This is a genomic window from Caballeronia arationis, assembly GCF_001544975.2.
In the GTDB taxonomy this organism is placed as follows: domain Bacteria; phylum Pseudomonadota; class Gammaproteobacteria; order Burkholderiales; family Burkholderiaceae; genus Caballeronia; species Caballeronia arationis.
In genome coordinates this window covers 161,635-186,959 of the sequence record NZ_FCOG02000001.1, presented here as the reverse complement: position 1 = coordinate 186,959, position 25,325 = coordinate 161,635, and the positions used below count along the sequence as shown (strand labels likewise).

Here is a 25,325-nt window from a genome sequence, read left to right as displayed (position 1 = left end):
CCCCTCTTTCCCTATGTCACATCGACGCCGTGCTGCTCAACTCGCGAGCGGCCGGTGCCCCGGCGCGGCATTCGGACTGTCCGTCCCCCGCGCCCTTCATTGCTGTCATGCCTCTTTCGATGTCGTCCCGCCGGAGTGGCGCGGGCCGCATCGGCCAGTGGAGGAGTTCTGCTGCAATCTGCCGGTAGTCGCGCGCGGCCGGTGTCGCCGGGAAGGCTTCGACGGCACAGCGCGCGAGTTCCCGCGCCCGCGATACGCGCGCATCCTCCGCCACGTATCCGGCCTGTGCGAGCGACACGGCGAGATACCGGCTCGCGACGCCCGACAGGTTTTCGAACGCGGTGACCGCGTCGGTTGCATTCTGCACGTGATTCACCAGCACGCGAAACTGCCCGATGGCGTGCGCGTAGTGCAGGCGCTTCATGCATGCATAAGCCTCGGTGATCGCCGCCGCTGCGACGCGGGTCACGATCAGGAAGTCATGCGCCTGCGCCGCGAGCGACGACAGCGCGCCATTCCGGTCGAGCTGCGAGTCGATCAGCACGATGTCGGCGGGACCGTCGAGCAGTGCCCGGCACTGGCCCGCGTCGTGGCTGATACGTTCGTCGCGCGGCGCCGCCAGCAGCGAAAATCCGAACGGCGTGCGCGTCACCGCGTCCTGCAGGAAGCGCCGGCCCGACATCACCGAGGCGAGCGCGCCCGTATCGTTCAGTCCGAGCATCTTGCTGAGCGAGCCGGCGTTCTGGCGCTCGTCGATCACGAGGACGTCCCTGCCGTGGATCGCGAGGGCTGCGGCGAGATTCGCCACCGTCGACGTGCAGCCGATGCCGGCCGGTCCGCCCGCCACCGCGACGACGCGCGATCCCGCGTTCGTCAGAAGCCGTCTCAGACCTTCCGCCTGATCGAGCACGAACTTATCCAAAGTGAACCTCATGCAGTTCGGTGGACGCACGCGCCGACAGCGCGGACAACAAGGTGGGCACTTCTTCGTCCTGCGGCACGAAGGGCGACCCGTCGCGGGGAATGCAGAACGCGCTCTTGATCAGGAAACGCTTGGTCGCGACGTACAGGTTCTCCGGGACCTTCTGTCCCGTCGATACGTAATGCACGGGCAGCTTGTAGCGGATCACGGTGTCGAGCACGCCGCCGAGGTTCGTGGCTTCGTCGATCTTCGTCAGGATGCAGCCCGCGAGCGGCGGCTGGTCCGGCGTGCTCTGGTAGGCCTGCACGACTTCGTTGAGCGTGTCGCCGTGGCTCGTCGCGTTCAGAAGCAGGAGGCGCTGCACCGGATGACCGGCGCCGCACAGCATCGCGATCTGGTCGGAGACCATGCGGTCGCGCTGGCTCATGCCGATCGTGTCGATCAGCACGATATGTTTGTTGCGCAGCTCGGAGAGCGCGAGTTGCAGATCGGCGCCGTCCTTCACCGCGTGCACCGAGACGCCGAGAATCTTGCCGAAGATGCGCAGTTGCTCATGCGCGCCGATCCGGTAGCTGTCGGTCGTCAGGAGCGCGACCTTGCTCGCGCCGAAGCGCATCACGCAGCGCGCGGCGAGCTTCGCGGTGGTCGTCGTCTTGCCGACGCCCGTCGGGCCCATCAGCGCGAACACGCCGCCGCGATTCATCATCGCTTCTTCGCTGTCCATCACCGGCAGGTTCGATTCGAGCACCTGCTGCACCCATTCCATCGCGGCTTCGACGTGCTCCATTTCCGGCATGTTGTCGATCACCATGCGCACCAGTTGCGCCGAGAAGCCGGCGGCGAACAGGCGCTTGGTCAGCGCGGCGTTGCTCGGGCTGCGGCGCTGGCGGTCACCCCACAGGAGACCCGCGAAGTGCTCTTCCATCATCTCGCGCATCGACGAGAGTTCGTTCATCACCGTGTCGTTGACAACCTGTTCCATGCGCGCACGGATCGCTTCCGTGACGGCGGCGGCCGCGCTCGCCGGCAGGCCGGCGAAGGCGCCTTCCTGCGCCGGGCGCGCCGGGGACGTCGAATGCGATGCATCGGCGGAACGCTCCGGTTGCGGCATCTGCACCGGGACGATCTTCTGCGCGGCGCGGCGCGCGGCGACCTGCGCGGCTTCGCGCGCCCAGTCGGGCGTGTCGATCTTCAGCTGCTGCGGATGGTTCGGCTGGTGCACGCGGGCGGATTCCGGGCTCTCCGTCTTTTCGACGGCAGGCACCGGAACCGGCGTGCCGAGCCCCTTCGCGATCGCGCTGGCGGGCGTCAGGACGCGGTTCGACGGCGTCGGCGCGGCGGCCTGCTGGGCGACACGCCGTGCATGCTCGATCAGCCACGGATTGGATTCGGCCATCGTGCGCGGCGCTTCGTCGATGGCGACGCGGCGCTTCGGCGCGGGTTCCGGGTGTGCTTCGGTAGCGTCGTCTTCGTCTGCTTCGGGATTCGCACCGAAGACCGACGAGAACACGTCACCGCTTGCGTAGGGATTCATCGGGGCTGCATGGGCGCTGGCCTTCGCGGCCGGAGCGGACATCGACGGCGCGGCGGCATCGTCGGCGACGGGCGAGATCTTCGCCAGATCGCTGTCGGCGACGCTCACGATCTCGACGGTGCCGTCTTCCAGCGTGCGATTCGAGAGGACGACCGCATCGGGGCCCAGGGCTTCCCGGACGAGACGCAGTGCGTCCCGACTTGTGGCGCCGACGAATTTACGAATATTCAAGCTTGCCCCCGATGAGGTTTGACGACTTCGATCTTTGCTGAGGGGCCGCAGCGGTTAAGGCCGCAACCCGTTTTCCATGGAAGTCATTATTCCGAATGTCGGACTGGGACTATCTGGCGATAAGGGGTGAGAAAGCGGGGTAATTCGGGTGATGGGGATTTTTGGTCGTGCCGGCCGCGGGCCGCGCCGCAGGCGCTCGGGCGCCGCTCCATCGGGATTTGCGCCTCTGGCTGAATGCGGGCCGGTCGGCGTAAGCTGTCGGGTCGGATCATTGCCCGAACCATTCACGGAGATTTCACCGCATGGCGTCCGCAGTCGCTTCTTCTTCCTCCGATTCCCCGCAAACCACCGGTGCCCGGCTCGTCGTCGATGCGCTCGTTACGCATGGCGTCGAGCGCGTGTTCTGCGTGCCCGGCGAGAGTTTTCTCGCCGTCCTCGATTCGCTCCACGACGAAACCAGCCAGATCCAGACCATCGTCTGCCGTCACGAAGCGGGCGCCGCGAACATGGCGGAGGCGGTCGGCAAGCTGACCGGCCGGCCGGGCGTCGCGATCGTCACGCGCGGGCCAGGCGCGACGCACGCGTCGATCGGCGTGCACACCGCCTTCCAGGACTCGACGCCGATGATCCTGCTGATCGGCCAGTGCGCACGCGAGCATATGGACCGCGAGGCGTTCCAGGAAATCGACTACCGGCGGATGTTCGGGCAGATGGCGAAGTGGGTCGCGCAGATCGACGACGCGCGACGCGTGCCCGAATACATGAGCCACGCGTTTCACGTCGCGACGTCCGGGCGTCCCGGTCCGGTCGTGCTCGCGCTGCCCGAGGACATGCTGAGCGAACCGTGCCCGGCCGTTCCGGGCGCGCCGCGCTACCAGCGTGTGGCCGCGGCGCCCGCGCCGGCGCAGATGGAGCGGCTTCACGCGATGCTGTCCGCGGCCGAGCGACCGTTTGTGATTGCAGGCGGCAGCGGCTGGACCGAAGCCGCGACGCAGGATTTCGCGCGCTTCGTCGAGCAATGGCAGTTGCCGGCCGGCTGCGCGTTCCGCTTCCAGGACACGCTGAACAACGAGCACCCGAACTATGCGGGCGACGTCGGGCTCGGAATCAATCCGGCCCTCGCCGCGCGCATCCGCGAGGCCGACCTGCTGCTCGTGATCGGCCCGCGCCTCGGCGAATCGACGACGGGCGGCTACACGCTCCTCGACATCCCGAAGACGAAGCAGACGCTCATCCACATCCATCAGGGCGCGGACGAACTCGGACGCGTCTATTCAGCTGACCTGCCGATCGTCTCGGGGATGCCGGAAATCGCATCCGCACTGGCGGCGCTCGCGGCGCCTCCGGCGCCTAAGTGGTCGGGCACGGCCGTCGCTGCTCACGATGCCTATCTCGAATGGCGCAAGCCGCGCCCCATGCTCGGCGACGTGCAGCTCGGCGAGATCATGCGTCAGCTGAGCGAGCGCCTTCCCGCCGACGCCATCCTGACCAACGGCGCCGGCAATTACGCAACCTGGCTGCATCGGCATTACGCGTACCGGCATTTCCGCTCGCAGGTCGCGCCCACCAGCGGCGCGATGGGCTACGGCGTGCCGGCGGCAATCGCTGCGAAGTCGCTGCATCCCGAGCGCACGGTCATCGCGTTCGCTGGCGACGGCTGCTTCATGATGTCGAGCCACGAGATCGCAACCGCGATGCAGTACCAGTTGCCAGTGATCTTCATCGTCGTCAACAACGGGCAATACGGCACGATCCGCATGCATCAGGAGCGCCACTACCCGAACCGCGTTTACGGCACCGGGCTCACAAACCCCGACTTTCCTGCCTACGCGCGATCGTTCGGCGCGCATGGCGAGCGCGTCGAGACGACCGCCGCGTTCATGCCCGCGTTCGAGCGCGCGGTGAATTCGGGGCTGCCGGCGGTGATCGAAATCCGCATTCCGCCGGACCAGAGCACGCCGGGCGCGACGCTCGACCAGATTCGTCAGCAAGCGCGAAAACAGGCCTGACAGCCGGCCCTCGTCCAGCTTTCGATTTACTTGCGAGCCATTCTCATTGGCAGTAGAGTAGCCGCTCGATAAACGAATGGACGAGGGCGGCAGATGTTCAAGATCCTGGCATTGATGGCGGCGGTGGGTTTTTCGGGCGCGGCGTTCGCGAAGGCCGACTGCACGGCGCATCCGAAGAGCGAGTGGATGAAGGAATCGGACGCGCGCTCGCAGCTGGAAGCGCAGGGCTACAAGATCAAGAAGTTCAAGGTCGACGGCAATTGCTACGAGATCTACGGCCACAACGAGGACGGCAAGAAAGTCGAGATCTATTACGACACGAAGACGCTCGCCGTCGTGAAGTCGGAAGTCGAATAAGCGCCCGCGATGCCCGCCACGTATCCCGGCCGGATCAAAACCTGGGACCTCTGGGTGCGGCTCACGCACTGGACGGTCGCGGGCATTGTCATCTGGAATCTCTTCGGTCCCACCGACGAGGCGCATCGCGTGCTCGGCTATATCGCGGGCGGGCTCGTCGGGCTTCGGATCGTGTGGGGCTTCGTCGGCACGCCGCCCGCGCGCTTCTCGGCGTGGTGGCCAAGTCCCTTGCATCTCGCGGACTATCTGCGCTCGCTTGCCGCCGGCAAGCCGATGCATCATCTTTCGCACAATCCGCTCGGTGGCCTGATGGCGATCGCGCTGTGGTTCCTGATTCTCGCGCTAGGCGTGACCGGCTGGCTGATGCGCCTCGACGCGTTCTGGGGCGAGGACTGGCCGCAGGACCTGCATGAATATCTGTCGATCGCGCTCGAACTGTGCGTGTATGCGCATGTCGTCGCCGCGCTCGTGATGAGCGTCTGGACGCGCGAGAACCTGGTCGTCGCGATGCTGACCGGTTTCAAGCGCGACCCGCACAGCAAAAAGGCCCCGTAGAAACGGGGCCTTTTCTCAAAGCTGAAGCAGAACGAGCTTACTTGCCGCCCACGCTTTCCAGCGTCGTCCACTTGCCGCCAACGACCTTGTACAGCGTGATGCCGCCGTTCTTCAGGTCGCCCTTCGAGTCATACGCGAGCTTCGACGTCGTCACGCCCGGCATCTCCGTCTTCGCGAGGAACGGCAGGTACTTGGCCGGATCGGTCGAGTTCGCCTTCTTCATCGCGTTGAACATGGCCATTGCGCCGTCGTAGGCGTACGGCGAGTACGTCTGCACGTCTTCGTTGAAACGCTTCTTGTACTTCGCCGTGTATTCCGCGCCGCCAGGCATCTGGTCCATCGGCAGGCCAGCGAGCGACGCGACGGTGCCGTCGGCTGCGTCGCCGGCGATCTTCACGAACGTTTCGGTCTTCACCATTTCGCCCGCCATCAGCGGCGCGCGGAAGCCGAGCGTCTTCATCTGCCTGACCATCGGCGCGGCTTGCGAATCGGCGCCGCCGTAGTACACGAGGTCCGGATTCGACGCCTTGATCTTGGTCAGAATCGCCTTGAAGTCGACGGCCTTGTCGTTCGTGAATTCACGCACGACGATCGTGCCGCCTGCCGCCTTCGCGGCTTTCTCGAACTGGTCGGCGAGACCCTGGCCGTAGGCGGTGCGGTCGTCGACGATCGCGATCTTCTTCACCTTCAGGTTCTTCACCGCGAACTCGCCCGCGACCGAACCTTGCTGCGTGTCCGAGGTCATCATGCGGAACGTGGTCTTGTAGCCTTGCGTCGTGTATTCGGGCGCCGTTGCCATCGCGATCTCGGGGATGCCGGCGTTCGCGTAGATGCGCGATGCGGGGATCGTCGTACCCGAGTTGAAGTGGCCGAGCATGCCCTTGATGCCGTCGTCCACCAGCTTCTGCGCGACGGTCGTGCCCGTGCGCGGGTCAGCCTGGTCGTCGGCTGCGTTCAGCACGATGCGCACCGGCTTGCCGCCGATCACCGGCTTGGTCGCGTTGAAATCTTCGACGGCCAGCGTGATGCCGTTCTCGAAGTCCTTGCCGTAGTGAGCCTGCGCGCCCGTCATCGGAGCCGCGAAGCCAACTTTCACATCTTCTGCCTGCTGTGCAACTGCGGTCCCCGCGAGCGACAGGCCGGCAACTGCCATCGCCGCTGCCAGCTTGTTCATCGTGTGCTTCATAGCTTCTCCTAATACCAGTGTGGATGGCAGCTTCTTGCCGGGATCGCCGTGCCCGCTGCCGTTTGTTTGAGTCGAGCGCTCGAGGGTTTCTCAACCGATCGTCATCAAATTCGCATTGCCGCCCGCGGCCGCCGTGTTCACGCTCACCGAGCGCTCCGTCAGCAGCCGTTCGAGCGCGTAGTCCTCGCCGTCGTGACTGCCGTCGGCGAACGCCCCCGCCGCGACGCCCTGCACCGACACGATCGGCCCCGCGCGTTTCGCGACATCCTTCACGAGCGACAGCAGTTCATCGCTGTCGCCTTCGAACAGCACGGCGTCGAAATCGGCCGCGGCTTCTTTTTTCACCATCACATGCGCCTTCAGCGACGCCGGCAGCGATGCCGCCAGTTGCTCGCCCGCCGCGCCGGAGAACAGCGCCTTGTTGCCGGTGGCGAGCACTGCCGCGAACTGGGCGCGCGCGCCGCTCGCCGTCGATGCCACGCACAGCACCGTGCCGCGTGCGCCGAGCGTGTACGTGTTGCGCTCGCCGGTCGGCCCGGGCAGCACGGCGGTCGCGCCGGCCAGGACGTGCTGCAAGTAACCGTCGCAACGCGCGGCCGTCTGCGGATCGCGTTCCGCGAGCGACCAGTCGCGCAAGGCGGTCAATGCGGCGGACGGCGTATCGGTCGAAGCAGCGTGATCGACGACCAGCGCCTTCGCGAGCGACTGTGGCAAGCCCGTCGGACGCTTCGCCAGCAGACGCTGCAGGTACAGCGCACCGCCCGCTTTCGGCCCCGTGCCCGACAGCCCTTCGCCGCCGAACGGCTGCACGCCGACCACCGCGCCGATCACGTTCCGGTTCACGTAGATGTTGCCGACGTGCGCGCGGGAAATCACATGCGCGATGGTTTCGTCGATCCGCGTATGGATGCCGAGCGTGAGTCCATAACCGGTCGTTTTGATTTGGTCGAGGAGTTTATCAAGAGACGCGCGGCGATAACGCACCACATGCAGCACCGGACCGAACACTTCGCGCTTGAGTTCGTCGATGGAGTCGAGTTCGATCAGCGTCGGCGGCACGAACGTGCCCTGCGCGCAGCCTTCCGGCAGCGGCAGTTGCACGACCTTGCGGCCCTTCTCGCGCATCGAGGCGACGTGCGCGTCGATGCCACGCTTCGCGTCCGCGTCGATCACCGGCCCGACGTCGGTCGACAGGCGATCCGGGTTGCCCACCGCGAGCTGCTTCATCGCGCCCGTCAGCATGTCGAGCGTGCGGTCGGCGACGTCGTCCTGCAGGCACAGCACGCGCAGCGCGGAGCAACGCTGGCCGGCCGAATCGAACGACGACTGCATCACGTCCGCAACCACCTGTTCCGCGAGCGCCGACGAATCGACGATCATCGCGTTCTGGCCGCCCGTCTCGGCGATCAGCGGAATCGGCCGGCCGTCCGGGTCGAGGCGCTCGGAAAGCGTCTTGTTGATAAGGCGCGCGACGTCGGTCGAGCCGGTGAACATCACCGCACGCGTGCGCGGATCGGCAACGAGCGCCGCGCCGACCGTCTCGCCGTCACCGGGGAGCAGTTGCACCGCGCCCGACGGCACGCCAGCCTCGCGCAGGATGCGCACGGCTTGCGCGGCAATCAGCGGCGTCTGCTCGGCTGGCTTTGCGAGCACCGGATTGCCGGCGGCCAGCGCCGCGGCAACCTGGCCCATGAAGATCGCGAGCGGGAAGTTCCACGGGCTGATACAGACCACGGGTCCCAACGGACGATGCGTATCGTTCGAGAACTCGCCGCGAATCTGCGCGGAATAGTAGCGCAGGAAATCGATGGCTTCGCGGATCTCCGACACCGCATTCGCCAGCGATTTGCCCGCTTCGCGCACGACCAGGCCCATCAGCGTATGCATCTGCGCTTCGAGCAGGTCGGCGGCGCGCGCGAGGCAGTCGGCGCGATCTTCGACGGGCGTCGCCTGCCAGATCGGCGCTGCGGCGACTGCGTGCGCGATCGCTGCGTTCACCTGTTCCGGCGAGGCCTCGACGACCGTACCGACGACGTCGCGCAGGTCCGACGGGTTGCGCACGTCGCGCGGCGTGCCGTTGCCCGCATCGTCGCCTTCGAGCATCGGGACCGCGCGCCACTGGTTGTTCGCGCTCGCAAGCAGCGCCGACGACAACGACGCCAGCCGATGCTCGTTCGACAAATCGAAGCCCATCGAATTGAGGCGCTCGCTACCGTACAGCTGGCGCGGCAGCGGAATCTTCGCGTGCGGCGCGCCGAGCGGCGTGAGCCTCGACGCCTCGTCGATCGGGTCGACGACGAGTTCGCTGACGGGAATCGATTCGTCGGCAATCCGGTTCACGAACGACGTGTTCGCGCCGTTTTCGAGCAGGCGGCGCACGAGGTACGCGAGCAGCGTTTCGTGCGTGCCGACCGGCGCGTAGACGCGGCACGGGCGGTTCAGCTTGTCGCGGCCGGTGACTTCTTCATAGAGCGGTTCGCCCATGCCGTGCAGGCACTGGAATTCGTACTGGCCGGGATAGAAGTTCTGTCCTGCGAGGTGATAGATCGCGGAGAGCGTGTACGCGTTGTGCGTCGCGAATTGCGGATAGACGGCATCCGGCGCGCCGAGCAGCTTCTTCGCGCACGCGACGTAGGAAATGTCCGTGTAGATCTTGCGCGTGTAGACCGGATAGCCTTCGAGGCCGTCGACTTGCGCGCGCTTGATCTCCGAATCCCAGTAGGCGCCCTTCACGAGCCGGATCATCAGGCGATGACGGCTGCGGCGCGCGAGGTCGATCAGGTAATCGATCACGAACGGGCAGCGCTTCTGATACGCCTGCACCACGAAGCCGATGCCGTTCCAGCCCGCGAGTTCGGGATCGAAGCACAGCGCTTCGAGCAGGTCGAGCGAGATTTCGAGCCGGTCTGCTTCTTCAGCGTCGATGTTCAGGCCGATGTCGTAGCGGCGCGCGAGTTGCGCGAGCGAACGCACGCGCGGCAGCAGTTCATTCATCGTGCGTTCCTGCTGCGAGCGCGAATAGCGCGGATGCAGCGCGGAAAGCTTGATCGAGATGCCCGGGCCTTCGTAGATACCGCGACCGCCCGCCGCCTTGCCGATCGCGTGGATCGCCTGCTCGTAGGATGCGTAGTAGCGCAGCGCGTCCTCTTCGGTGGTCGCGGCTTCGCCGAGCATGTCGTAGGAATAGCGGAAGCCGCGCGCCTCGAACTTGCGGCTGTTCGCAAGCGCTTCCGAGATCGTTTCGCCGGTGACGAACTGCTCGCCCATCAGGCGCATCGCCATGTCGACGCCCTTCCTGATCAGCGGCTCGCCGCCGCGTCCGATCAGGCGCGTCAGCGCCGACGACAACCCCGTCTCGCTATTGGTCGTCACCAGCTTGCCGGTGATCATCAGGCCCCACGTCGCCGCGTTCACGAACAGCGACGGCGCCTGGCCCATGTGCGAGCGCCAGTCGCCCTTGCTGATCTTGTCGCGGATCAGCGCGTCGCGGGTCGCGCGGTCGGGAATGCGCAGGAGCGCCTCGGCGAGGCACATCAGCGCGACGCCTTCCTGACTCGACAGCGAGAATTCGTGGATCAGCCCCTCGACGCCGCCGCCCGTGTGCTTCGCGCGCAAGGCTTCGACGAGTTTGCTCGCGAGCGCCTGCGCTTCGGTGGCGATGTTCGCGGGCAGACGCGCCTGCCCGACGAGGAACGGCACGCACTCCGGCTCCGGCCGCCGGTAGGCCGCCGTGATCGCCGCGCGCAGGACCGACTGCGGCTGCACGTTCTGCGCGAAATCGAGGAACGGATGCGGTGCGCCGTCTTCCTCGCCTTCGACCGGCAGCGGCTCGCCCAGCTCGGCGCCGCCATTGGCACCCGACAGTTCGGGCGGAAGCTGGCCGTGCTCGATGCGTTCGAGATACGCGAAGATCGCCTGCTTGATCAGCCAGTGGGGAGTGCGCTCCAGACGCGTCGCGGCATCTTTCAGCCGGGAACGCAACAGATCGTCGACTTTGACGCCAAGGGTAGTGCTCGCCATATATCCTTCGTTTGGCCGAAGTGCCACCGGCCGATGACTAAAAAGTTGGCGCATCGTACTCCGCCGCAAAAAAAGGTGCAACCAACTTTTCGGACCGGGTTGCACCTCTTTGGGGCCCTTATGCCACAAGGCTTTGCCGGATACGGACCCTGTCTGGAAATGGCGAAAATCGACTAGTAGTTTCCCTAGTCTCAATATTCTCGGAGTTGCCCTAATCAAACGCGCGTTTCCCGCCGATATAACTGCCATGCGCGCCGATTCGAGCCGCGCTGAACGCAGTTTCGGGGAGAAAGACTATGAGCACGTGGATGGTGATCGGCTGCATCTGGGCGATGTGCGCGTTGTGCGTCGTGCTGTTCATTCGCGGGGCTCAGCCGCATATCGCGCATGAACGCGCCGATGCGGGAGAATCGCCCCGCTCTCCGGGGGATGAAGCTCCTCGCCTGAAAGCCGACCGCAGCAACGCCTGAAGCGCGCGACGCGTTCAGATATCGAGCGGATCGACCTCGACGGCCCAGCGCAACACGCCCCGGAGTTCACGCAACGCGGGCTGCCAGGCGCGCAACGCCGTCTGCAGCGCCGCGCGCGAAGCGCATTCCAGCAGCAGTTGCGCGCGATGCACGTTGAACACCTTCACGATGGTGAGCGGCACGGCATCGTAGACGGTCACGCGCTCCGCGCCCGGCAGCGCCGCGAACACGGCCGCTGCCTGCGCCAGAAAGGCCAGCGCGGCGTCGAGCGTGCGGCCTTCCGCGCGCAGCATCGCCTGATAGACAAACGGCGGCAGGTGCGCGTCGCGCCGTTCAGCGAGGGTCGAATTGGCGAAGCCGACGTAGTCGTGGCGCGCCAGCGCGTGATAAAGCGCGTGACGCGGATAGCGCGTCTGGATCATCACCTCGCCGGGCAAGCCGGAGCGCCCGGCCCGGCCGCTCACCTGCATCAATTGCGCGAAAAGTCGCTCGCTCGCCCGGAAGTCATGCGAAAAGAGCGCCGTATCGGCGTTCAGCACGCCGACGAGCGTCACGCGCTGGAAGTCGTGCCCCTTCGCGATCATTTGCGTGCCGACCAGAATATCGACTTCCCCCGCGTGGACGTCGGAGAAGAGCGCCTGCGCGCTGCCCTTGCGGCGCGTGCTGTCGGCGTCGATGCGCAGCACGCGGGCGCCCGGCACCGCGCTCGCGAGCGTCTCCTCGACGCGCTGCGTGCCGCGCCCCATCGGCGCGATATCGACGTTGCCGCAATCCGGGCATGACTTCGGAATCCGCGATTCCCAGCCGCAGTGGTGGCAGCGCAGCGACTGCTCGGGCTTGTGCAGCACCACATACGCGCTGCAGCGCGGGCAGCCGGCAACCCAGCCGCACGCGTCGCACGAGAGGATCGGCGCGTAGCCGCGGCGGTTGAGGAATACGAGGCTTTGCTCGCCCCGTTCCAGACGCCCCTTGAGCGCCGCAACGAGCGGCCCCGACAAACCGTCGATCGACGCCCGCCCGCGCCTGCGCTCCTCCTCCAGATCGACGAGCTTCACGGCAGGCAGCACCGCATCCGCAACGGCACGGCGTGTCAGCGAAAGCCGCGTGTAGCGGCCCTGCTCGGCCTGCCACCAGCTTTCGAGCGACGGCGTCGCCGAGCCCAGCACCACCGGAATGCCGAGTTGCTTCGCGCGGTAGATCGCCAGGTCGCGGGCGGAATAGCGCAAACCTTCCTGCTGCTTGTACGCGGGGTCATGCTCCTCGTCGACGACGATCAGCGAAAGCTTCGGCAGCGAAGCGAGGATCGCGAGCCGAGTGCCGAGCACGATTCGCGCGCGTCCGGTGTGCGCGGCAAGCCAGTTGCGCGCGCGCTCGCCCTCGGCGAGGCCGCTGTGCATCGTGACGATCGCGCCTTCCGGCAGCGCCGCGAAGCGCGTGCGGAAAGCGGCTTCGAACTGCGGCGTCAGGTTGATTTCGGGGACGAGCACGAGCGCCTGCGCGTCCGGCCGCCGGTGGAGCAAGCCGGCGAGCGCGTGCAGGTAGACCTCGGTCTTGCCGCTGCCCGTGACGCCGTGCAGCAGGAATGGCGCGAATTGGTGCGCAGCGGTGATCGCGTCGACGGCTTCCTGCTGCTCGTGCGTCAGGCAGGGAAGCAAGGCATCGTCGGTCAATGCGGACGGCTGGGCGGCGCCGGTGCTGTCGTCGGCCGTTTCCAGCACGACCCAGCCCTTCGACTGCCAGTCGTCGAGCGTCGCGCTCGCTTTCGGATGCAACGCGCGGGCGTCGGCCGCGGCGAGCGTCGGCTGGGCCGCGAGCGCTTCCGCGAGGCGCCGCAACGCGCTCGCGCGGACGGGAAGCGCGTCCGGCAAGGCCGCGCGCCCGGCAGGCAGCAGGCGATAGCGCTCTTCAGGAGCGAAGAGACGCGCCCAGCGCGACGCATCGCGCAACGCTTGCGGTAATGCGGGGAGGGCGACTTCGCCCAGTCCGCGCTGGTAATAGTCGGCGGCGAACGCGGCGAGCGCGCGCCATTCGTCCGCAAGCGGCGCGCAGGCGTCGCAGATGGCGTCGACGGCGCGTAGTTTCTCAGCCGGGACATCGCTTCGCTCGGTGACTTCGCAAATCAGCCCGACCACGTCGCGGCGCCCGAACGGCACGCGCACCAGCAAGCCCGGCGCGGGTTCCGGCGCCAGGTCGTAGCGATAGTCGAAGAGCGTCGGCAGCGGATGATCGAGCGCGACGCGGACGAAGACGGCACTCATTTCTCGCGCCGCCCGGCCGGGCCGCCGCTGCAGCACGCCGACGACAGCACAAGGCTTTGCGCCCCGCACTTAAAGTGAAACATCACAATCGGCGCTAAGTTCAGGATTATTTTTGAGAATTCGGGGCTTTCCACAGGCCTGTGGATAACTTTGTTGAGAACTTCGGTTGACAGTTCGAAAAAGAGGCATGCCCAGTGCCTCTGCATGCCTGCCCACATTTCGGGTCGCCGCCTTGATAACTCTTTTGAATCAATGGCTTGAGCGCCAAATAGAGGGGCTTTATTGAGCCTTTTCACCGATACGTCTGATGGCGCGCCGCAACGTAAAAATTGTGCATAAGTCAAGCCTTGACATTCGGGAAATGGCTGAGGGGCGGGCTTTCGAGACACGGAAAGTGCGTCGCAACAAACGGGCCCTGACGCGCTCGAATACCGCACCGCAACAAACGAACGCTCAGACGTAACTCTTTTGTCGAATGGCGCGGCTATGGCGATGCACTTCGTCGACCAGTTCCGCGACGTGCTCCGGCGGCGTGAACTGCGAGATGCCGTGGCCGAGGTTGAAAACGTGCCCCGGATGGTTGCCGAAGCTGTCGAGCACGGCCCGCGCTTCCGTGCGGATCGCGGCCGGGGGTGCGAACAGCACGCTCGGATCGATATTGCCCTGGAGCGCCACCCGGTCGCCGACTTTCGCACGCGCCGCCCCGAGGTTGACGGTCCAGTCGAGTCCGACCGCGTCAACGCCGATCGACGCGATTTCCTCCAGCCACAGGCCGCCGCCCTTCGTGAACGTGATCACCGGGATGCGCGCGCCGTCATGCTCGCGCTTGACCCCCGCCACGACCTTCGCGATGTAGTCGAGCGAAAACCGCTGATAAGCGCCGTCCGCGAGTGCGCCGCCCCAGGTATCGAAGATCATCACGGCCTGCGCGCCCGCTTCGATCTGCGCGTTCAGGTACGCCACGACGGCTTGCGCGTTGATGTCGAGAATACGGTGCACCAGGTCCGGCCGCGCATACGCCATCGACTTGACCGTGCGATGGTCGTCCGAACCACCGCCTTCGACCATGTAGCACGCGAGCGTCCACGGACTGCCCGAGAAACCGATCAGCGGCACCTTTTGACGGCCTTCGCCGTCGGTAAGCGCGCGGCGAATCTGGCTGACGGCGTCGGTAACATAGCGGAGTGTCGCGTCGATATCCGGCACCGCGAGTTTTGCGACGTCTGCTTCCGTGCGTACCGTGCGCTCGAAACGCGGACCCTCGCCCTGCACGAAATTCAGGCCGAGCCCCATCGCGTCGGGAATCGTCAGGATGTCGGAGAAGAGGATGGCGGCGTCGAGCGGATAGCGTTCGAGCGGTTGAAGCGTGACTTCGGTCGCGTAATCGGGATTTTTCGCGAGGCCCAGGAAGCTTCCGGCGCGCGCGCGCGTGGCGTTGTACTCCGGCAGATAACGGCCCGCCTGACGCATCAGCCAGATCGGCGTGTAGTCGGTCGGCTGGCGCAGCAGCGCGCGCAGGAAGGTGTCGTTGAGAAGGGTATGGGCCACGTCGCTCGGTGCTGGAAGGCAAAGAGCCATTCTACCGGAGCGGCCTCCGCTTTTTGTGATGGGCGGACGCGGGCCGCCAAGGGCTGGTTCGAGAAATCGGGGATCGCGTGCATTGTTCAAGTACCGCCTGCGTCGCTATGATCGACGGCCATACCAACCCACAAGAAGACCAATGAAGAACCTCCTCGTTTATCTCGTCGCGGTTGCGGCAGTCTCGTTCACCGGCAGCGCGTCTGCGCAGACGGTTCAGGCCGGAACCATCTCGGGCCGGCCCGCGGCCAGCGCGACGCCGGCGGTCGCCGCACCGGCGCCCTCGCGGCTCGACGACGTCCTCGCCCGCCACACGCTGCGCGTCTGCACGACCGGCGACTACAAGCCGTACAGCTTCCTCAAACCGGACGGACAGTTCGAGGGCATCGACATCGATCTCGTCGAAAGCCTCGCAAAATCGCTCGGCGTGAAGGCGGAGTATGTGAAGACGTCGTGGTCGAACCTGATGAACGACTTCGTCGCGAAATGCGACATCGCAGTCGGCGGCGTTTCGACGACGCTCGAACGCCAGAAACGCGCGTTCTTCACACAGCCGTACATGGTCGACGGCAAGACGCCGATCGTGCGGTGCGGCGACGTCGAGAAATATCAGACCGTCGAGCAGATCGACCAGCCGAACGTGCGCACGATCGTCAATCCCGGCGGCACGAATGAGCGGTTCGCGAAGCAGTTCTTCACGCACTCGCAACTGATCGAGTATCCGGACAACGTGACGATCTTCAAACAGATCCTCGATGGTCACGCCGACGTGATGGTCACCGACGCCTCCGAAACACTGCTGCAACAGAAGCTCAACCCGGGACTGTGCTCGGTGCATCCGGACAAGCCGTTCCAGTTCGGGGAAAAGGCCTATCTCGTGCCGCGCGGCGAGGCGCCGTTCCAGCAGTATGTCGATCAATGGCTGCACCTCGCGCGATCGACCGGCGAGTTTCAGGCGGTCGTCGACAAGTGGCTGAAGTGACGCGCTAGCGCAGCATCTCGCCGATGCGCGCCGCGACGCGCTTCATATACGCCGCCGCCGCCGGCGAATACGCCTGGATGCGGCCGAAGCCGTGCGTCATGTCGATGGCGTCGATGAGTTCGACGCGCCCGCCATTGGTTTCCAGGAAGCGCGCGAGTTCGAAGGCGTCGTCGTAGAGCGGATCGTGTGCGGCGGCGACGATCAGCGCCGGCGACGGCGGGCGCTCGAACGGCTCGGCGAGCGGGAACGCGCGGACATCATCGGCGGCCGGCGCCGCGCCGGACAGAAATTGCGTCCAGTACCATTTCATTTCGTCGTTCGTGAGCCCCGGACCGTTCGCGTTCGCGATGCAACTCGCGCTTTCGAACTGGCGGCGCATCGCCGGATAAAGCAGCAACTGCGCGCTCACCAGCCCGGCCACGCGCTCATTCGCACCACGCGCCGCGACGACGGCGAGATGCGCACCTGCGCTATCGCCGCCGACGGCGAGCCTGTCGGTGACGAATCCGAGCCGCGAACGATGCTCGGCGAGCCAGATCAGCGCATCGAGCGCGTCGTCGCAAGGCGCGGGAAAGGGATGCTCCGGCGCTAGACGATAGTCGACGCTGGCGACGGCGCAATTCGCGTCGATGGCGAGGCGGCAGGCCAGATCGTCATGCGTGTCGAGATCGCCGACGACCCAGCCGCCGCCATGAAAGTAGACGAGCAACGGCAGCGCACCGCTCGCGGCCGCAGGACGATAGATATGCGCGGCCAGTTCGCGCCCTTCGAGCGGCAGCGAGGTTTCCGTCACGGCAATTTCCGTGGAACGCGGCCGTGCGAACGTACGCGCCACGTCGCGAAAACGCTGACGCACCGCTTGCGCGTCGGCGTCGGGGAGTAGCGGCGGGAAGGCTTCGGCGACCGCGCGGTAGTAGCCGAGAAGGTCTGCGTCTATGGTCAATTCTTGTCTCCGTGTTTTCGCTTGCGGCCGATTTATTCCCTGTTTCCCGAAAATGCTTTTCGATTTCATTCGACCGTACGTTCGATTTTCCCGAAATTTTAGAGTTTTTGCACTAGTCTGAAAAATAGCAATCGGAGCACAACGCCAATTGACCCGGCGGTGATTTTCGGAGGTCAAACAATTTATATTCGAATTTGCCGGGAAATGCGCTTAGATATTGCCACTGCGCCTTATGCGACGCGGGTTACAACCTGAAACACTTTGTTACGGCGACCTCAGATCAATTCGCCCACAATCTCTTCAAACGGTTTCAACACGGATGTGTTGGGTGCGGTGTGTTAGAAAAGACCACGTGCCCGATAGTCGGCAAATGCCGAAACCCTCCTCTGGGACATCTTTGTTGGGGTCGTTCTTCGGTCCAACAAGCGGTATCGAAGTCGTTCCCACCTTTGGTCTCCTCGCGCTAACCCCGTAGCGTGTGGTTTTTAGCGGGCTCCAGGCCCGCTTTTTTTTCGTCCGGACAAACGTTTGCGCGATCCGTGAAACGAATCGCGCGTTTGTTGCGTATATCGATGTAAATGGAGAACGCGGCGCGTACTCCTCAATTCAAGCCGTTTTACTCTCCGCCACCTTCAATTCTTCGATCATCCGCGCGCGCATGACGAATTTTTGCGCCTTGCCGGTCACGGTCATCGGCAACTCGTCGACGAAGCGGATGTAACGCGGAATCTTGTAATGCGCGATCTGCCCTTGGCAGAATTCGCGAATTTCCTGCTCGGTCGCGTGCTCGCCCGGCCGCACCACGATCCACGCGCACACCTCCTCGCCGTATTTCTGGTCGGGCACGCCGAACACCTGAACCGACTGTACTTTCGGATGCCGGAAGAGGAATTCCTCGATTTCGCGCGGATAGACGTTCTCGCCGCCTCGAATCAGCATGTCCTTCAGCCGGCCGACGATGTTGCAGTAGCCTTCGGCATCGACCGTCGCGAGGTCGCCAGTGTGCATCCAGCCATCGACGATCGATTCGCGCGTCTTTTCCTCTTCGCCCCAATAGCCCTTCATCACCGAATAGCCGCGCGTGCACAGCTCGCCCGTCTCGCCGACCGGCACGATTTCGCCCGTCGGATCGATCACCTTTACTTCGAGATGCGGCTGGATGCGGCCGACCGTCGTCGTGCGCTTGTCGAGCGGATCGGTGGTCGAGCTCTGGAACGACACCGGGCTCGTCTCCGTCATGCCGTAGGCGATCGTGATCTCGCGCAGGTTCATCGTCGACACGACGCGCTTCATCGTCTCGATCGGGCACGGCGAGCCGGCCATGATGCCCGTGCGCAGGCGGCTCAGGTCGTATTTCGCGAAGTCCGGATGATCGAGTTCTGCGATGAACATCGTCGGCACGCCGTGCAGCGCCGTGCAGCGCTCCTCGTGGACCGCGGCGAGCGTCGCGGCGGGATCGAAGGCTTCCCCCGGGAAAACCATCGCGCAACCGGTCGAAACGCACGCCAGCACCGCCAGCACCATGCCGAAGCAGTGATAGAGCGGCACCGGAATGCAAAGCGAATCGTTCTCGGAGAGCCGCATCGCCATCGCGATATAGCGCGCGTTGTTCACGACGTTGTGGTGCGTGAGCGTCGCGCCCTTCGGATTGCCGGTCGTGCCACTCGTGAACTGGATGTTGATCGGTTCATGGGCATCGAGCTTGGCTTCGAGCGCGTCGAGCTTCGCCGCATCGAGATGCTCGCGGCCGCGCATCATGACGTCGCCGAAATTGAGCATGCCGGGCGTTCTGGTCTCGCCCATGCGGATCACCGTGCGCAGTTCCGGCAGCTTTCCGGCGTGCAACGCGTTGGGCTCTGCGTCGGCGAGTTCGGGAGCGAGCGTTTGTAGCATCTCCAGATACTTCGACGTCTTGAACTGCTCGGCCGCGATCAGCGCACGGCAGCCAACCTTGTTGAGCGCGTATTCGAGTTCGGCGAGCCGATAGGCCGGATTGATGTTCACCAGCACCGCGCCGATCCGCGCGGTCGCGAACTGGGTCAGCAACCATTCAGCGCGGTTCGGCGACCAGATCCCGACGCGGTCACCCTGTTCGATGCCAAGCGTAAGCAGCCCGCTCGCGAGGATGTCGACTTCGTCGGCGAACTGGCGCCAGGTCCAGCGGATGTTCTGCTCGCGGAAAGTGACCGCGGGACGGTCGGGAAACCGCGCGACCGTGCCGAGCAGGAAACGCGAGACGGTGGCGTCCGAGAGGGGAATGTCGGTCGAGCCGCGGACGTAGGAAAGGCCGTCGCGCGGTTCGATTTGCGCGCCGGCTTGCGTCGGTTGAATTGCCATCGATGTCTCCGCCATGAAGTGCTGCCCGGGGTTGCAGGCATTTTGGAAGACTATTTTGCATGGCAAAAGGAATGGCGGGCATTCAGTGTTACCCGCAACGGCTTTGCGACCGGCGCACGCAAGTGGCATCAAATCAGCACGTTACGCGCGAAACGGGAGCCGACGCACAATCGATATGCAGAAATGCGCGTGCCGGTCGGGCGTGCATCGGCAAGCAAAAAACAAAAAAGCAGCCCGAAGGCTGCCTTTTCGATCACGCGATGAGACCGCGCTCAATGCTGTGCGCGAAGCTTCCGCAGACGCTGAATTGCAGCGAGCTGAGCCGTCGCGTACGCCAGCTCCGCTTGCGCGGTCGCGTACTCGAGGTTCGAATCCGTGTTCTGCAACGCCTCTTCGGCACGCTTCTTCGCCTGCTCGGCTTTCGCTTCGTCGAGGTCTGCGCCGCGGATCGCCGTATCGGCGAGCACGGTCACGACGCCCGGCTGGATTTCGAGAATCCCGCCCGCGACGAACACGAACTCTTCCGAGCCGTCTTCCGCCTCGATGCGCACCGCGCCCGGACGAATGCGCGTGATGAGCGGCGTGTGGCCCGGCAGAATGCCGAGTTCACCCGCTTCGCCCGGCAGCGCGACGAACTTCGCCTGGCCCGAGAAGATCTGCTCTTCCGCGCTGACGACGTCTACTTTGATGGTTGCCATATCGACTCCTGTCGACGAGTGTTCGCGCTTTGGCGCTTACTCTCGTCCCATGCAAGGCTGGGTGAGCGTAGTTCGAAGACGCCGGCATGTGCCATGCGTCCGCTTCTTTACACCCGACCGTTACTGGATCTTCTTGGCCTTTTCGAAGGCTTCGTCGATCGTGCCGACCATGTAGAACGCCTGCTCCGGCAGATGATCGCACTCGCCTTCGACGATCATTTTGAAGCCGCGGATCGTTTCCTTCAGCGGCACGTACTTGCCCGGCGAGCCCGTGAACACTTCAGCGACGTGGAACGGCTGCGACAGGAAACGCTGGATCCGGCGAGCGCGCGCCACCGACAGCTTGTCTTCCGGCGACAGTTCGTCCATGCCCAGAATCGCGATGATGTCGCGCAGTTCCTTGTAGCGCTGCAGCGTCTGCTGCACGCCGCGCGTGATGTTGTAGTGCTCTTCGCCGATCACGTGCGGGTCGATCTGACGCGAGGTCGAATCGAGCGGGTCCACGGCCGGGTAGATACCCAGCGACGCGATGTCACGCGACAGCACGACGGTTGCGTCCAGGTGGCCGAAGGTCGTAGCCGGCGACGGGTCGGTCAAGTCATCCGCAGGGACGTACACGGCCTGAACCGACGTGATCGAGCCGGTCTTGGTCGACGTGATGCGCTCTTGCAGCTTGCCCATTTCTTCAGCCAGCGTCGGCTGATAGCCCACTGCCGACGGCATACGGCCGAGCAGTGCCGACACTTCCGTGCCAGCCAGCGTGAAACGGTAGATGTTGTCGACGAAGAACAGCACGTCGAGGCCTTCGTCGCGGAAGTGCTCGGCCATCGTCAGGCCGGTCAGCGCCACGCGCAGACGGTTGCCCGGCGGCTCGTTCATCTGGCCGTACACGAGCGCGACCTTGTCGAGAACGTTCGAGTCCTTCATTTCGTGATAGAAGTCGTTCCCTTCGCGGGTACGCTCGCCAACACCCGCGAACACGGAATAACCGCCGTGTTCCTTCGCGATGTTGTTGATCAGTTCCATCATGTTCACGGTCTTGCCCACACCGGCGCCACCGAAGAGACCCACCTTGCCGCCCTTTGCAAACGGGCAGATCAGGTCGATAACCTTGATGCCGGTTTCGAGCAGTTCCGTCGACGGCGACAGATCTTCGAACTTCGGCGCCTTCTGGTGAATGCCGCGCGTCACATCCGAGTTGATCGGACCGGCTTCGTCGATCGGGCGGCCGAGGACGTCCATGATCCGGCCGAGCGTCGGCTTGCCGACCGGCACGCTGATCGGCTTGCCCGTGTTCTTCACGATCGTGCCGCGACGCAGCCCGTCCGAAGCACCCAGACAAATCGTGCGGACCACGCCGTCGCCCAGCTGCTGCTGGACTTCCAGCGTCAGTTCCGAGCCTTCCAGAACGAGTGCGTCGTAGATGCCCGGCATTTGCGAGCGCGGGAATTCCACGTCGATCACCGCGCCGATGCACTGTACGATCTTGCCTTCTACCAAAGCAGTAGTACTCATCGCATTTCCTTTAGATACTGTTTGATTCAGCTCACGCGGTCATCAGACCGCAGCGGCGCCGCTGACGATTTCCGAGAGTTCCTTCGTAATCGCGGCCTGCCGGCTCTTGTTGTAGACGAGCTGCAATTCGCCGATCACGGTCTTCGCATTGTCCGACGCGGCCTTCATCGCGACCATCCGGGCCGATTGCTCCGATGCCATGTTCTCCGCGACCGCCTGATAGACGAGCGCTTCGACATAACGCACGAGCAGTTCATCGACGACGGTCTGCGCATCCGGCTCGTAGATGTAGTCCCACGACGTCTTCGGCGTGACGGAACCTTCTTCGTCGGCGCGATCCTTGAAGTCTTCCGCCGACAGCGGCAGCAATTGCTCGATCACCGCATCCTGCTTCATCGTGTTGACGAAGCGCGTGTACGCCAGGTACACCGCGTTGATCTTGCCTTCCGAATACAGGTCGAGCTGCACCTTCACCGCGCCGATCAGCTTTTCCAGATGCGGCGTATCGCCGAGATGCGTGACTTCCGACACGACCTTCGCCCGCAGACGATTCAGGAAGCCGAGACCCTTGCTGCCGATGGCCGATGCTTCGATCGTCGTGCCCTGCTGCTCCAGTTCCTTGAACTTCTGAACCGACGCACGCAGGATGTTCGTGTTCATGCCGCCGCACAGACCCTTGTCGGTCGTAACGAGGATGATGCCGGCCACTTTCGCGCCTTCGTTCTTCACCATGAACGGATGGCGGTACTCGGGCGTGGCTGCGCTCATGTGCGCCGCGATGTCGCGAACCTTGTCGGCGTACGGACGAGCGGCGCGCATGCGTTCCTGCGCGCGGCGCATCTTCGACGCGGCCACCATCTCCATCGCCTTCGTGATCTTGCGCGTGTTCTGCACGCTCTTGATCTTGCCGCGAATTTCCTTCATTCCAGCCATTGCTTACTCCTTGATCGAAGTGGCGCGGGGTGCTTCATCTTGCCTTGCGGCCCGAAGCGGCCCGCGCCGCTCCAAAGTCCCGATCAATGTTGAGATCAGTAAGCGCCCGACTTCTTGAAGTCCTTCAGCGCGGCATGCAATGCGCCTTCGTCGTCCTTCGACAAGTCTTTGTTGTCTTCGATGCGCTTGACCATGTCGGCGTGGCTCGTCTTCAGGTATTCGCGCAGACCCTTTTCGAACGGCAGCACCTGGCTGACTTCGAGGTCGTCGAGATAACCGTTGTTCGCCGCGAACAGCGCGACGGCCAGTTCCCACACTTGCAGCGGCTGATACTGCGGCTGCTTGAGCAGTTCCGTCACGCGACGGCCGCGTTCGAGCTGCTTACGGGTGGCTTCGTCGAGGTCCGATGCGAACTGCGCGAATGCGGCCAGTTCACGGTACTGCGCCAGGTCAGTACGAATACCGCCCGACAGCTTCTTCACGACCTTGGTCTGAGCTGCACCGCCGACTCGCGACACCGACACGCCCGCGTTGATTGCAGGGCGGATACCGGCGTTGAACAAGTCGGTTTCCAGGAAGATCTGACCGTCGGTAATCGAGATCACGTTCGTCGGAACGAACGCGGTCACGTCGCCAGCTTGCGTTTCGATGACCGGCAACGCCGTCAGCGAACCGCTCTTGCCCTTCACTTCACCGTTGGTGAACTTCTCGACGTAGTCTTCCGACACGCGAGCCGCACGTTCCAGCAGACGCGAGTGCAGATAGAACACGTCGCCCGGATACGCTTCACGACCCGGCGGACGGCGCAGCAGCAGCGAAATCTGACGATACGCCCAGGCTTGCTTGGTCAAGTCGTCGAACACGATCAGCGCATCTTGCCCGCGATCGCGGAAGTATTCGCCCATCGAGCAGCCGGCGTACGGCGAGAGGTATTGCATCGCAGCCGATTCCGAAGCCGAAGCCGCGACGACGATCGTGTATTCCATCGCGCCGGTTTCTTCGAGCTTGCGCACCACGTTCATGATCGACGAAGCCTTCTGGCCGATCGCGACGTAGATACAGAAGAGGTTCTTGCCCTTCTGGTTGATGATCGCGTCGATCGCGACGGCGGTCTTGCCGCACTGACGGTCGCCAATGATCAGCTCGCGCTGGCCACGGCCGATCGGCACCATCGCGTCGATCGACTTCAGGCCGGTCTGGACCGGCTCCGACACCGACTTACGCCAGATCACGCCCGGTGCAATCTTTTCGACTGCGTCGGTCATCTTCGCGTTGATCGGGCCCTTGCCGTCGATCGGGTTGCCGAGTGCATCGACCACGCGGCCGAGCAGTTCCGGACCGACCGGCACTTCGAGAATGCGGCCCGTCGTCTTGACGATGTCGCCTTCCGAAATGTGTTCGTATTCACCCAGAATCACGGCGCCGACCGAGTCGCGCTCGAGGTTCAGCGCGAGGCCGAACGTGTTGCCCGGGAATTCGAGCATTTCGCCCTGCATCACGTCCGACAGGCCGTGGATACGCACGATACCGTCGGTCACGGAGATCACGGTGCCCTGGTTGCGAACGTCCGCGCTCGCTTCAAGGCCCTGGATCCGGCTCTTGATCAGCTCGCTGATCTCAGAGGGATTGAGTTGCATTATTCGCTCCTGATAGTCAATTCTGTTGCGTGCCAGCTTCGGCGCGTCAGGCGGTCAGAGCCGTCTGCATGCTGGCGAGGCGCGCGCGGACCGAGGTATCGAGCACTTCGTCGCCAACCGTCACGCGTACGCCGCCGATCAGCGACGGGTCGATTTCGACGGTGGCTTTCAGCTTGCGTTGGAACTTGCGTTCGAGACTTGCGACGAGGTCGTTCAACTGTTCGCCTTCGAGCGGGAACGCGCTCACGATCAACGCGTCGGCCGCGCCTTCGCGGGCGTTCTTCAGCTCGTCGAACTGCACGGCGACTTCGGGCATCAGCGGCAGGCGATGGTTGTCGACCAGCATATGCACGAAGTTCTTCGCCTGCGCGTTGTCCTGCGCGAACGGCGACTTCACCGCGGAAAGCAGCAGGTCGCTGATCTGTTCGCGGCTGACCTTCGGGTTCGTGGCGACCGACAGCACTTCCGGCAGACGCGCAACCTGTGCCAGCTCCTCGACGAAGTTGGACCAGGCCGCGAGATCACCGGCTTCGGCCACGCGAAACAGCGCTTCTGCGTAAGGACGGGCGATGGTTGCAAGTTCAGCCATGATCAGAGCTCGGTTTTGAGTTGATTCAGCAGATCGGAATGCGCCTTCTGGTCGACTTCGCGCTTCAGGATTTGCTCGGCGCCCTTCACGGCCAAAGCCGCGACTTCGGCGCGCAGTGCTTCGCGTGCCTTCACGACTTGCTGGTCTGCGTCGGCCTTTGCCTGCGCAATGATGCGCGCGGCTTCGGCTTGTGCGTTGGCCTTGATTTCGTCGGCGACGGAGACCGCACGCTTTTCAGCTTCGGCGATACGCTGCTGGCCGTCATTGCGGGCTTGCGCGAGTTCCTGGTCGACGCGCTTGTGCGCGGCTTCGAGTTCCGTCTTGCCCTTTTCGGCGGCGGCGAGGCCGTCGGCGATCTTCTTCGAGCGCTCATCGAGGGCGTTGATCAACGGCGGCCACACGAACTTCATCGTGAACCACGCGAGGATCAGAAACACGACCATTTGCGCAAACAGGGTTGCGTTGAGATTCACGGTGTTTCCTTAAACGTTGCTTTTTCGGGAGAGTGAAACGGTAAGGCGCTCATCGACGATCTGCATCGATAAAGCGCCCTCATCCGTTCCGTCCTGCG

At 64.3% G+C, this 25,325-nt stretch carries 21 protein-coding genes; 5 read left to right on the top strand and 16 right to left on the bottom strand.

Features of this window, described 5'->3' with window-relative positions:
- Positions 1-16: 16 nt before the first annotated feature.
- Together AWB81_RS00910 and flhF are read right to left on the bottom strand one after the other, a co-directional pair.
- Positions 17-922, bottom strand: coding sequence for a MinD/ParA family ATP-binding protein (locus AWB81_RS00910; RefSeq protein WP_062632017.1), 906 nt, complete (start codon positions 920-922; stop codon positions 17-19).
- Positions 915-2,687: a flagellar biosynthesis GTPase FlhF gene (gene flhF / locus AWB81_RS00905; protein ID WP_062632016.1), complete on the bottom strand. Its 1,773-nt coding sequence runs from the start codon at positions 2,685-2,687 to the stop codon at positions 915-917. The genes AWB81_RS00910 and flhF overlap by 8 nt, the downstream gene beginning before the upstream one ends.
- 302 nt (positions 2,688-2,989) lie before the next feature.
- Between flhF and AWB81_RS00900 the strand changes: the two genes are divergently transcribed.
- The 3 genes from AWB81_RS00900 to AWB81_RS00890 all read left to right on the top strand — a co-directional run bounded on the left by AWB81_RS00900 (position 2,990) and on the right by AWB81_RS00890 (position 5,608).
- Entirely contained in the window at positions 2,990-4,696 is a 1,707-nt protein-coding gene (locus AWB81_RS00900) for a thiamine pyrophosphate-binding protein (RefSeq protein ID WP_062632015.1), read from the top strand.
- A 93-nt stretch (positions 4,697-4,789) separates the two neighbouring features.
- Positions 4,790-5,053: a PepSY domain-containing protein gene (locus AWB81_RS00895; RefSeq protein WP_062632014.1), complete on the top strand. Its 264-nt coding sequence runs from the start codon at positions 4,790-4,792 to the stop codon at positions 5,051-5,053.
- Positions 5,054-5,062: 9 nt separating this feature from the next.
- The gene (locus tag AWB81_RS00890) at positions 5,063-5,608 is read left to right on the top strand and encodes a cytochrome b/b6 domain-containing protein (protein WP_062632013.1); all 546 of its coding nucleotides are present in this window, start codon (positions 5,063-5,065) and stop codon (positions 5,606-5,608) included.
- A gap of 37 nt (positions 5,609-5,645) precedes the next feature.
- Here AWB81_RS00890 and AWB81_RS00885 read toward each other — a convergent pair whose 3' ends face one another.
- From AWB81_RS00885 to hemE, 6 genes are all read right to left on the bottom strand, one after another.
- The gene (locus tag AWB81_RS00885) at positions 5,646-6,794 is read right to left on the bottom strand and encodes a branched-chain amino acid ABC transporter substrate-binding protein (RefSeq protein ID WP_062632012.1); all 1,149 of its coding nucleotides are present in this window, start codon (positions 6,792-6,794) and stop codon (positions 5,646-5,648) included.
- A gap of 90 nt (positions 6,795-6,884) precedes the next feature.
- On the bottom strand, positions 6,885-10,814 hold the full coding sequence (gene putA / locus AWB81_RS00880) for a trifunctional transcriptional regulator/proline dehydrogenase/L-glutamate gamma-semialdehyde dehydrogenase (RefSeq protein WP_062632011.1): 3,930 nt from the start codon (positions 10,812-10,814) through the stop codon (positions 6,885-6,887).
- A 211-nt stretch (positions 10,815-11,025) separates the two neighbouring features.
- Positions 11,026-11,175 carry a hypothetical protein gene (locus AWB81_RS45590; RefSeq protein ID WP_159938806.1) on the bottom strand — a complete coding sequence of 50 codons (150 nt, stop codon included), beginning with the start codon at positions 11,173-11,175 and terminating at the stop codon, positions 11,026-11,028.
- A gap of 123 nt (positions 11,176-11,298) precedes the next feature.
- Positions 11,299-13,542 carry a primosomal protein N' gene (locus tag AWB81_RS00875; protein ID WP_062632010.1) on the bottom strand — a complete coding sequence of 748 codons (2,244 nt, stop codon included), beginning with the start codon at positions 13,540-13,542 and terminating at the stop codon, positions 11,299-11,301.
- Positions 13,539-13,886, bottom strand: coding sequence for a hypothetical protein (locus AWB81_RS44500; protein WP_144444076.1), 348 nt, complete (start codon positions 13,884-13,886; stop codon positions 13,539-13,541). Before AWB81_RS44500 ends, AWB81_RS00875 begins: the two co-directional genes overlap by 4 nt.
- 109 nt (positions 13,887-13,995) lie before the next feature.
- On the bottom strand, positions 13,996-15,090 hold the full coding sequence (gene hemE, locus AWB81_RS00865) for a uroporphyrinogen decarboxylase (protein WP_062632008.1): 1,095 nt from the start codon (positions 15,088-15,090) through the stop codon (positions 13,996-13,998).
- A gap of 172 nt (positions 15,091-15,262) precedes the next feature.
- Here hemE and AWB81_RS00860 point away from each other — a divergent pair, with 172 nt between their 5' ends.
- Positions 15,263-16,102: a transporter substrate-binding domain-containing protein gene (locus AWB81_RS00860; protein WP_087134718.1), complete on the top strand. Its 840-nt coding sequence runs from the start codon at positions 15,263-15,265 to the stop codon at positions 16,100-16,102.
- Positions 16,103-16,106: 4 nt separating this feature from the next.
- On the opposite strand, the gene AWB81_RS00855 is transcribed toward AWB81_RS00860, so the two are convergent.
- Both AWB81_RS00855 and AWB81_RS00850 read right to left on the bottom strand, forming a co-directional pair.
- Complete coding sequence (locus AWB81_RS00855) at positions 16,107-17,045, bottom strand: alpha/beta hydrolase (RefSeq protein WP_062632007.1); 939 nt, start codon at positions 17,043-17,045, stop codon at positions 16,107-16,109.
- 606 nt (positions 17,046-17,651) lie between these two features.
- Positions 17,652-19,382 (bottom strand): AMP-binding protein, encoded by a 1,731-nt coding sequence (locus tag AWB81_RS00850; protein ID WP_062632006.1) that lies wholly within the window; start codon positions 19,380-19,382, stop codon positions 17,652-17,654.
- Positions 19,383-19,424: 42 nt separating this feature from the next.
- Here AWB81_RS00850 and AWB81_RS00845 point away from each other — a divergent pair, with 42 nt between their 5' ends.
- Positions 19,425-19,646 (top strand): hypothetical protein, encoded by a 222-nt coding sequence (locus AWB81_RS00845; protein ID WP_062632005.1) that lies wholly within the window; start codon positions 19,425-19,427, stop codon positions 19,644-19,646.
- Between the two features lie 8 nt (positions 19,647-19,654).
- On the opposite strand, the gene AWB81_RS00840 is transcribed toward AWB81_RS00845, so the two are convergent.
- The 6 genes from AWB81_RS00840 to AWB81_RS00815 form a co-directional block, all read right to left on the bottom strand.
- A complete protein-coding gene (locus AWB81_RS00840; RefSeq protein ID WP_062632004.1) occupies positions 19,655-20,080 on the bottom strand; it encodes a F0F1 ATP synthase subunit epsilon in 426 nt (141 codons plus the stop codon).
- A gap of 120 nt (positions 20,081-20,200) precedes the next feature.
- Positions 20,201-21,595: a F0F1 ATP synthase subunit beta gene (gene atpD / locus AWB81_RS00835; RefSeq protein WP_062632003.1), complete on the bottom strand. Its 1,395-nt coding sequence runs from the start codon at positions 21,593-21,595 to the stop codon at positions 20,201-20,203.
- Between the two features lie 42 nt (positions 21,596-21,637).
- The gene (gene atpG / locus AWB81_RS00830) at positions 21,638-22,528 is read right to left on the bottom strand and encodes a F0F1 ATP synthase subunit gamma (protein WP_062632002.1); all 891 of its coding nucleotides are present in this window, start codon (positions 22,526-22,528) and stop codon (positions 21,638-21,640) included.
- 95 nt (positions 22,529-22,623) lie between these two features.
- A complete protein-coding gene (gene atpA / locus AWB81_RS00825) occupies positions 22,624-24,165 on the bottom strand; it encodes a F0F1 ATP synthase subunit alpha (protein WP_062632001.1) in 1,542 nt (513 codons plus the stop codon).
- A 46-nt stretch (positions 24,166-24,211) separates the two neighbouring features.
- Positions 24,212-24,754 (bottom strand): F0F1 ATP synthase subunit delta, encoded by a 543-nt coding sequence (locus AWB81_RS00820; protein ID WP_062632000.1) that lies wholly within the window; start codon positions 24,752-24,754, stop codon positions 24,212-24,214.
- A gap of 2 nt (positions 24,755-24,756) precedes the next feature.
- The gene (locus AWB81_RS00815) at positions 24,757-25,227 is read right to left on the bottom strand and encodes a F0F1 ATP synthase subunit B (protein WP_062631999.1); all 471 of its coding nucleotides are present in this window, start codon (positions 25,225-25,227) and stop codon (positions 24,757-24,759) included.
- Positions 25,228-25,325 lie beyond the last annotated feature (98 nt).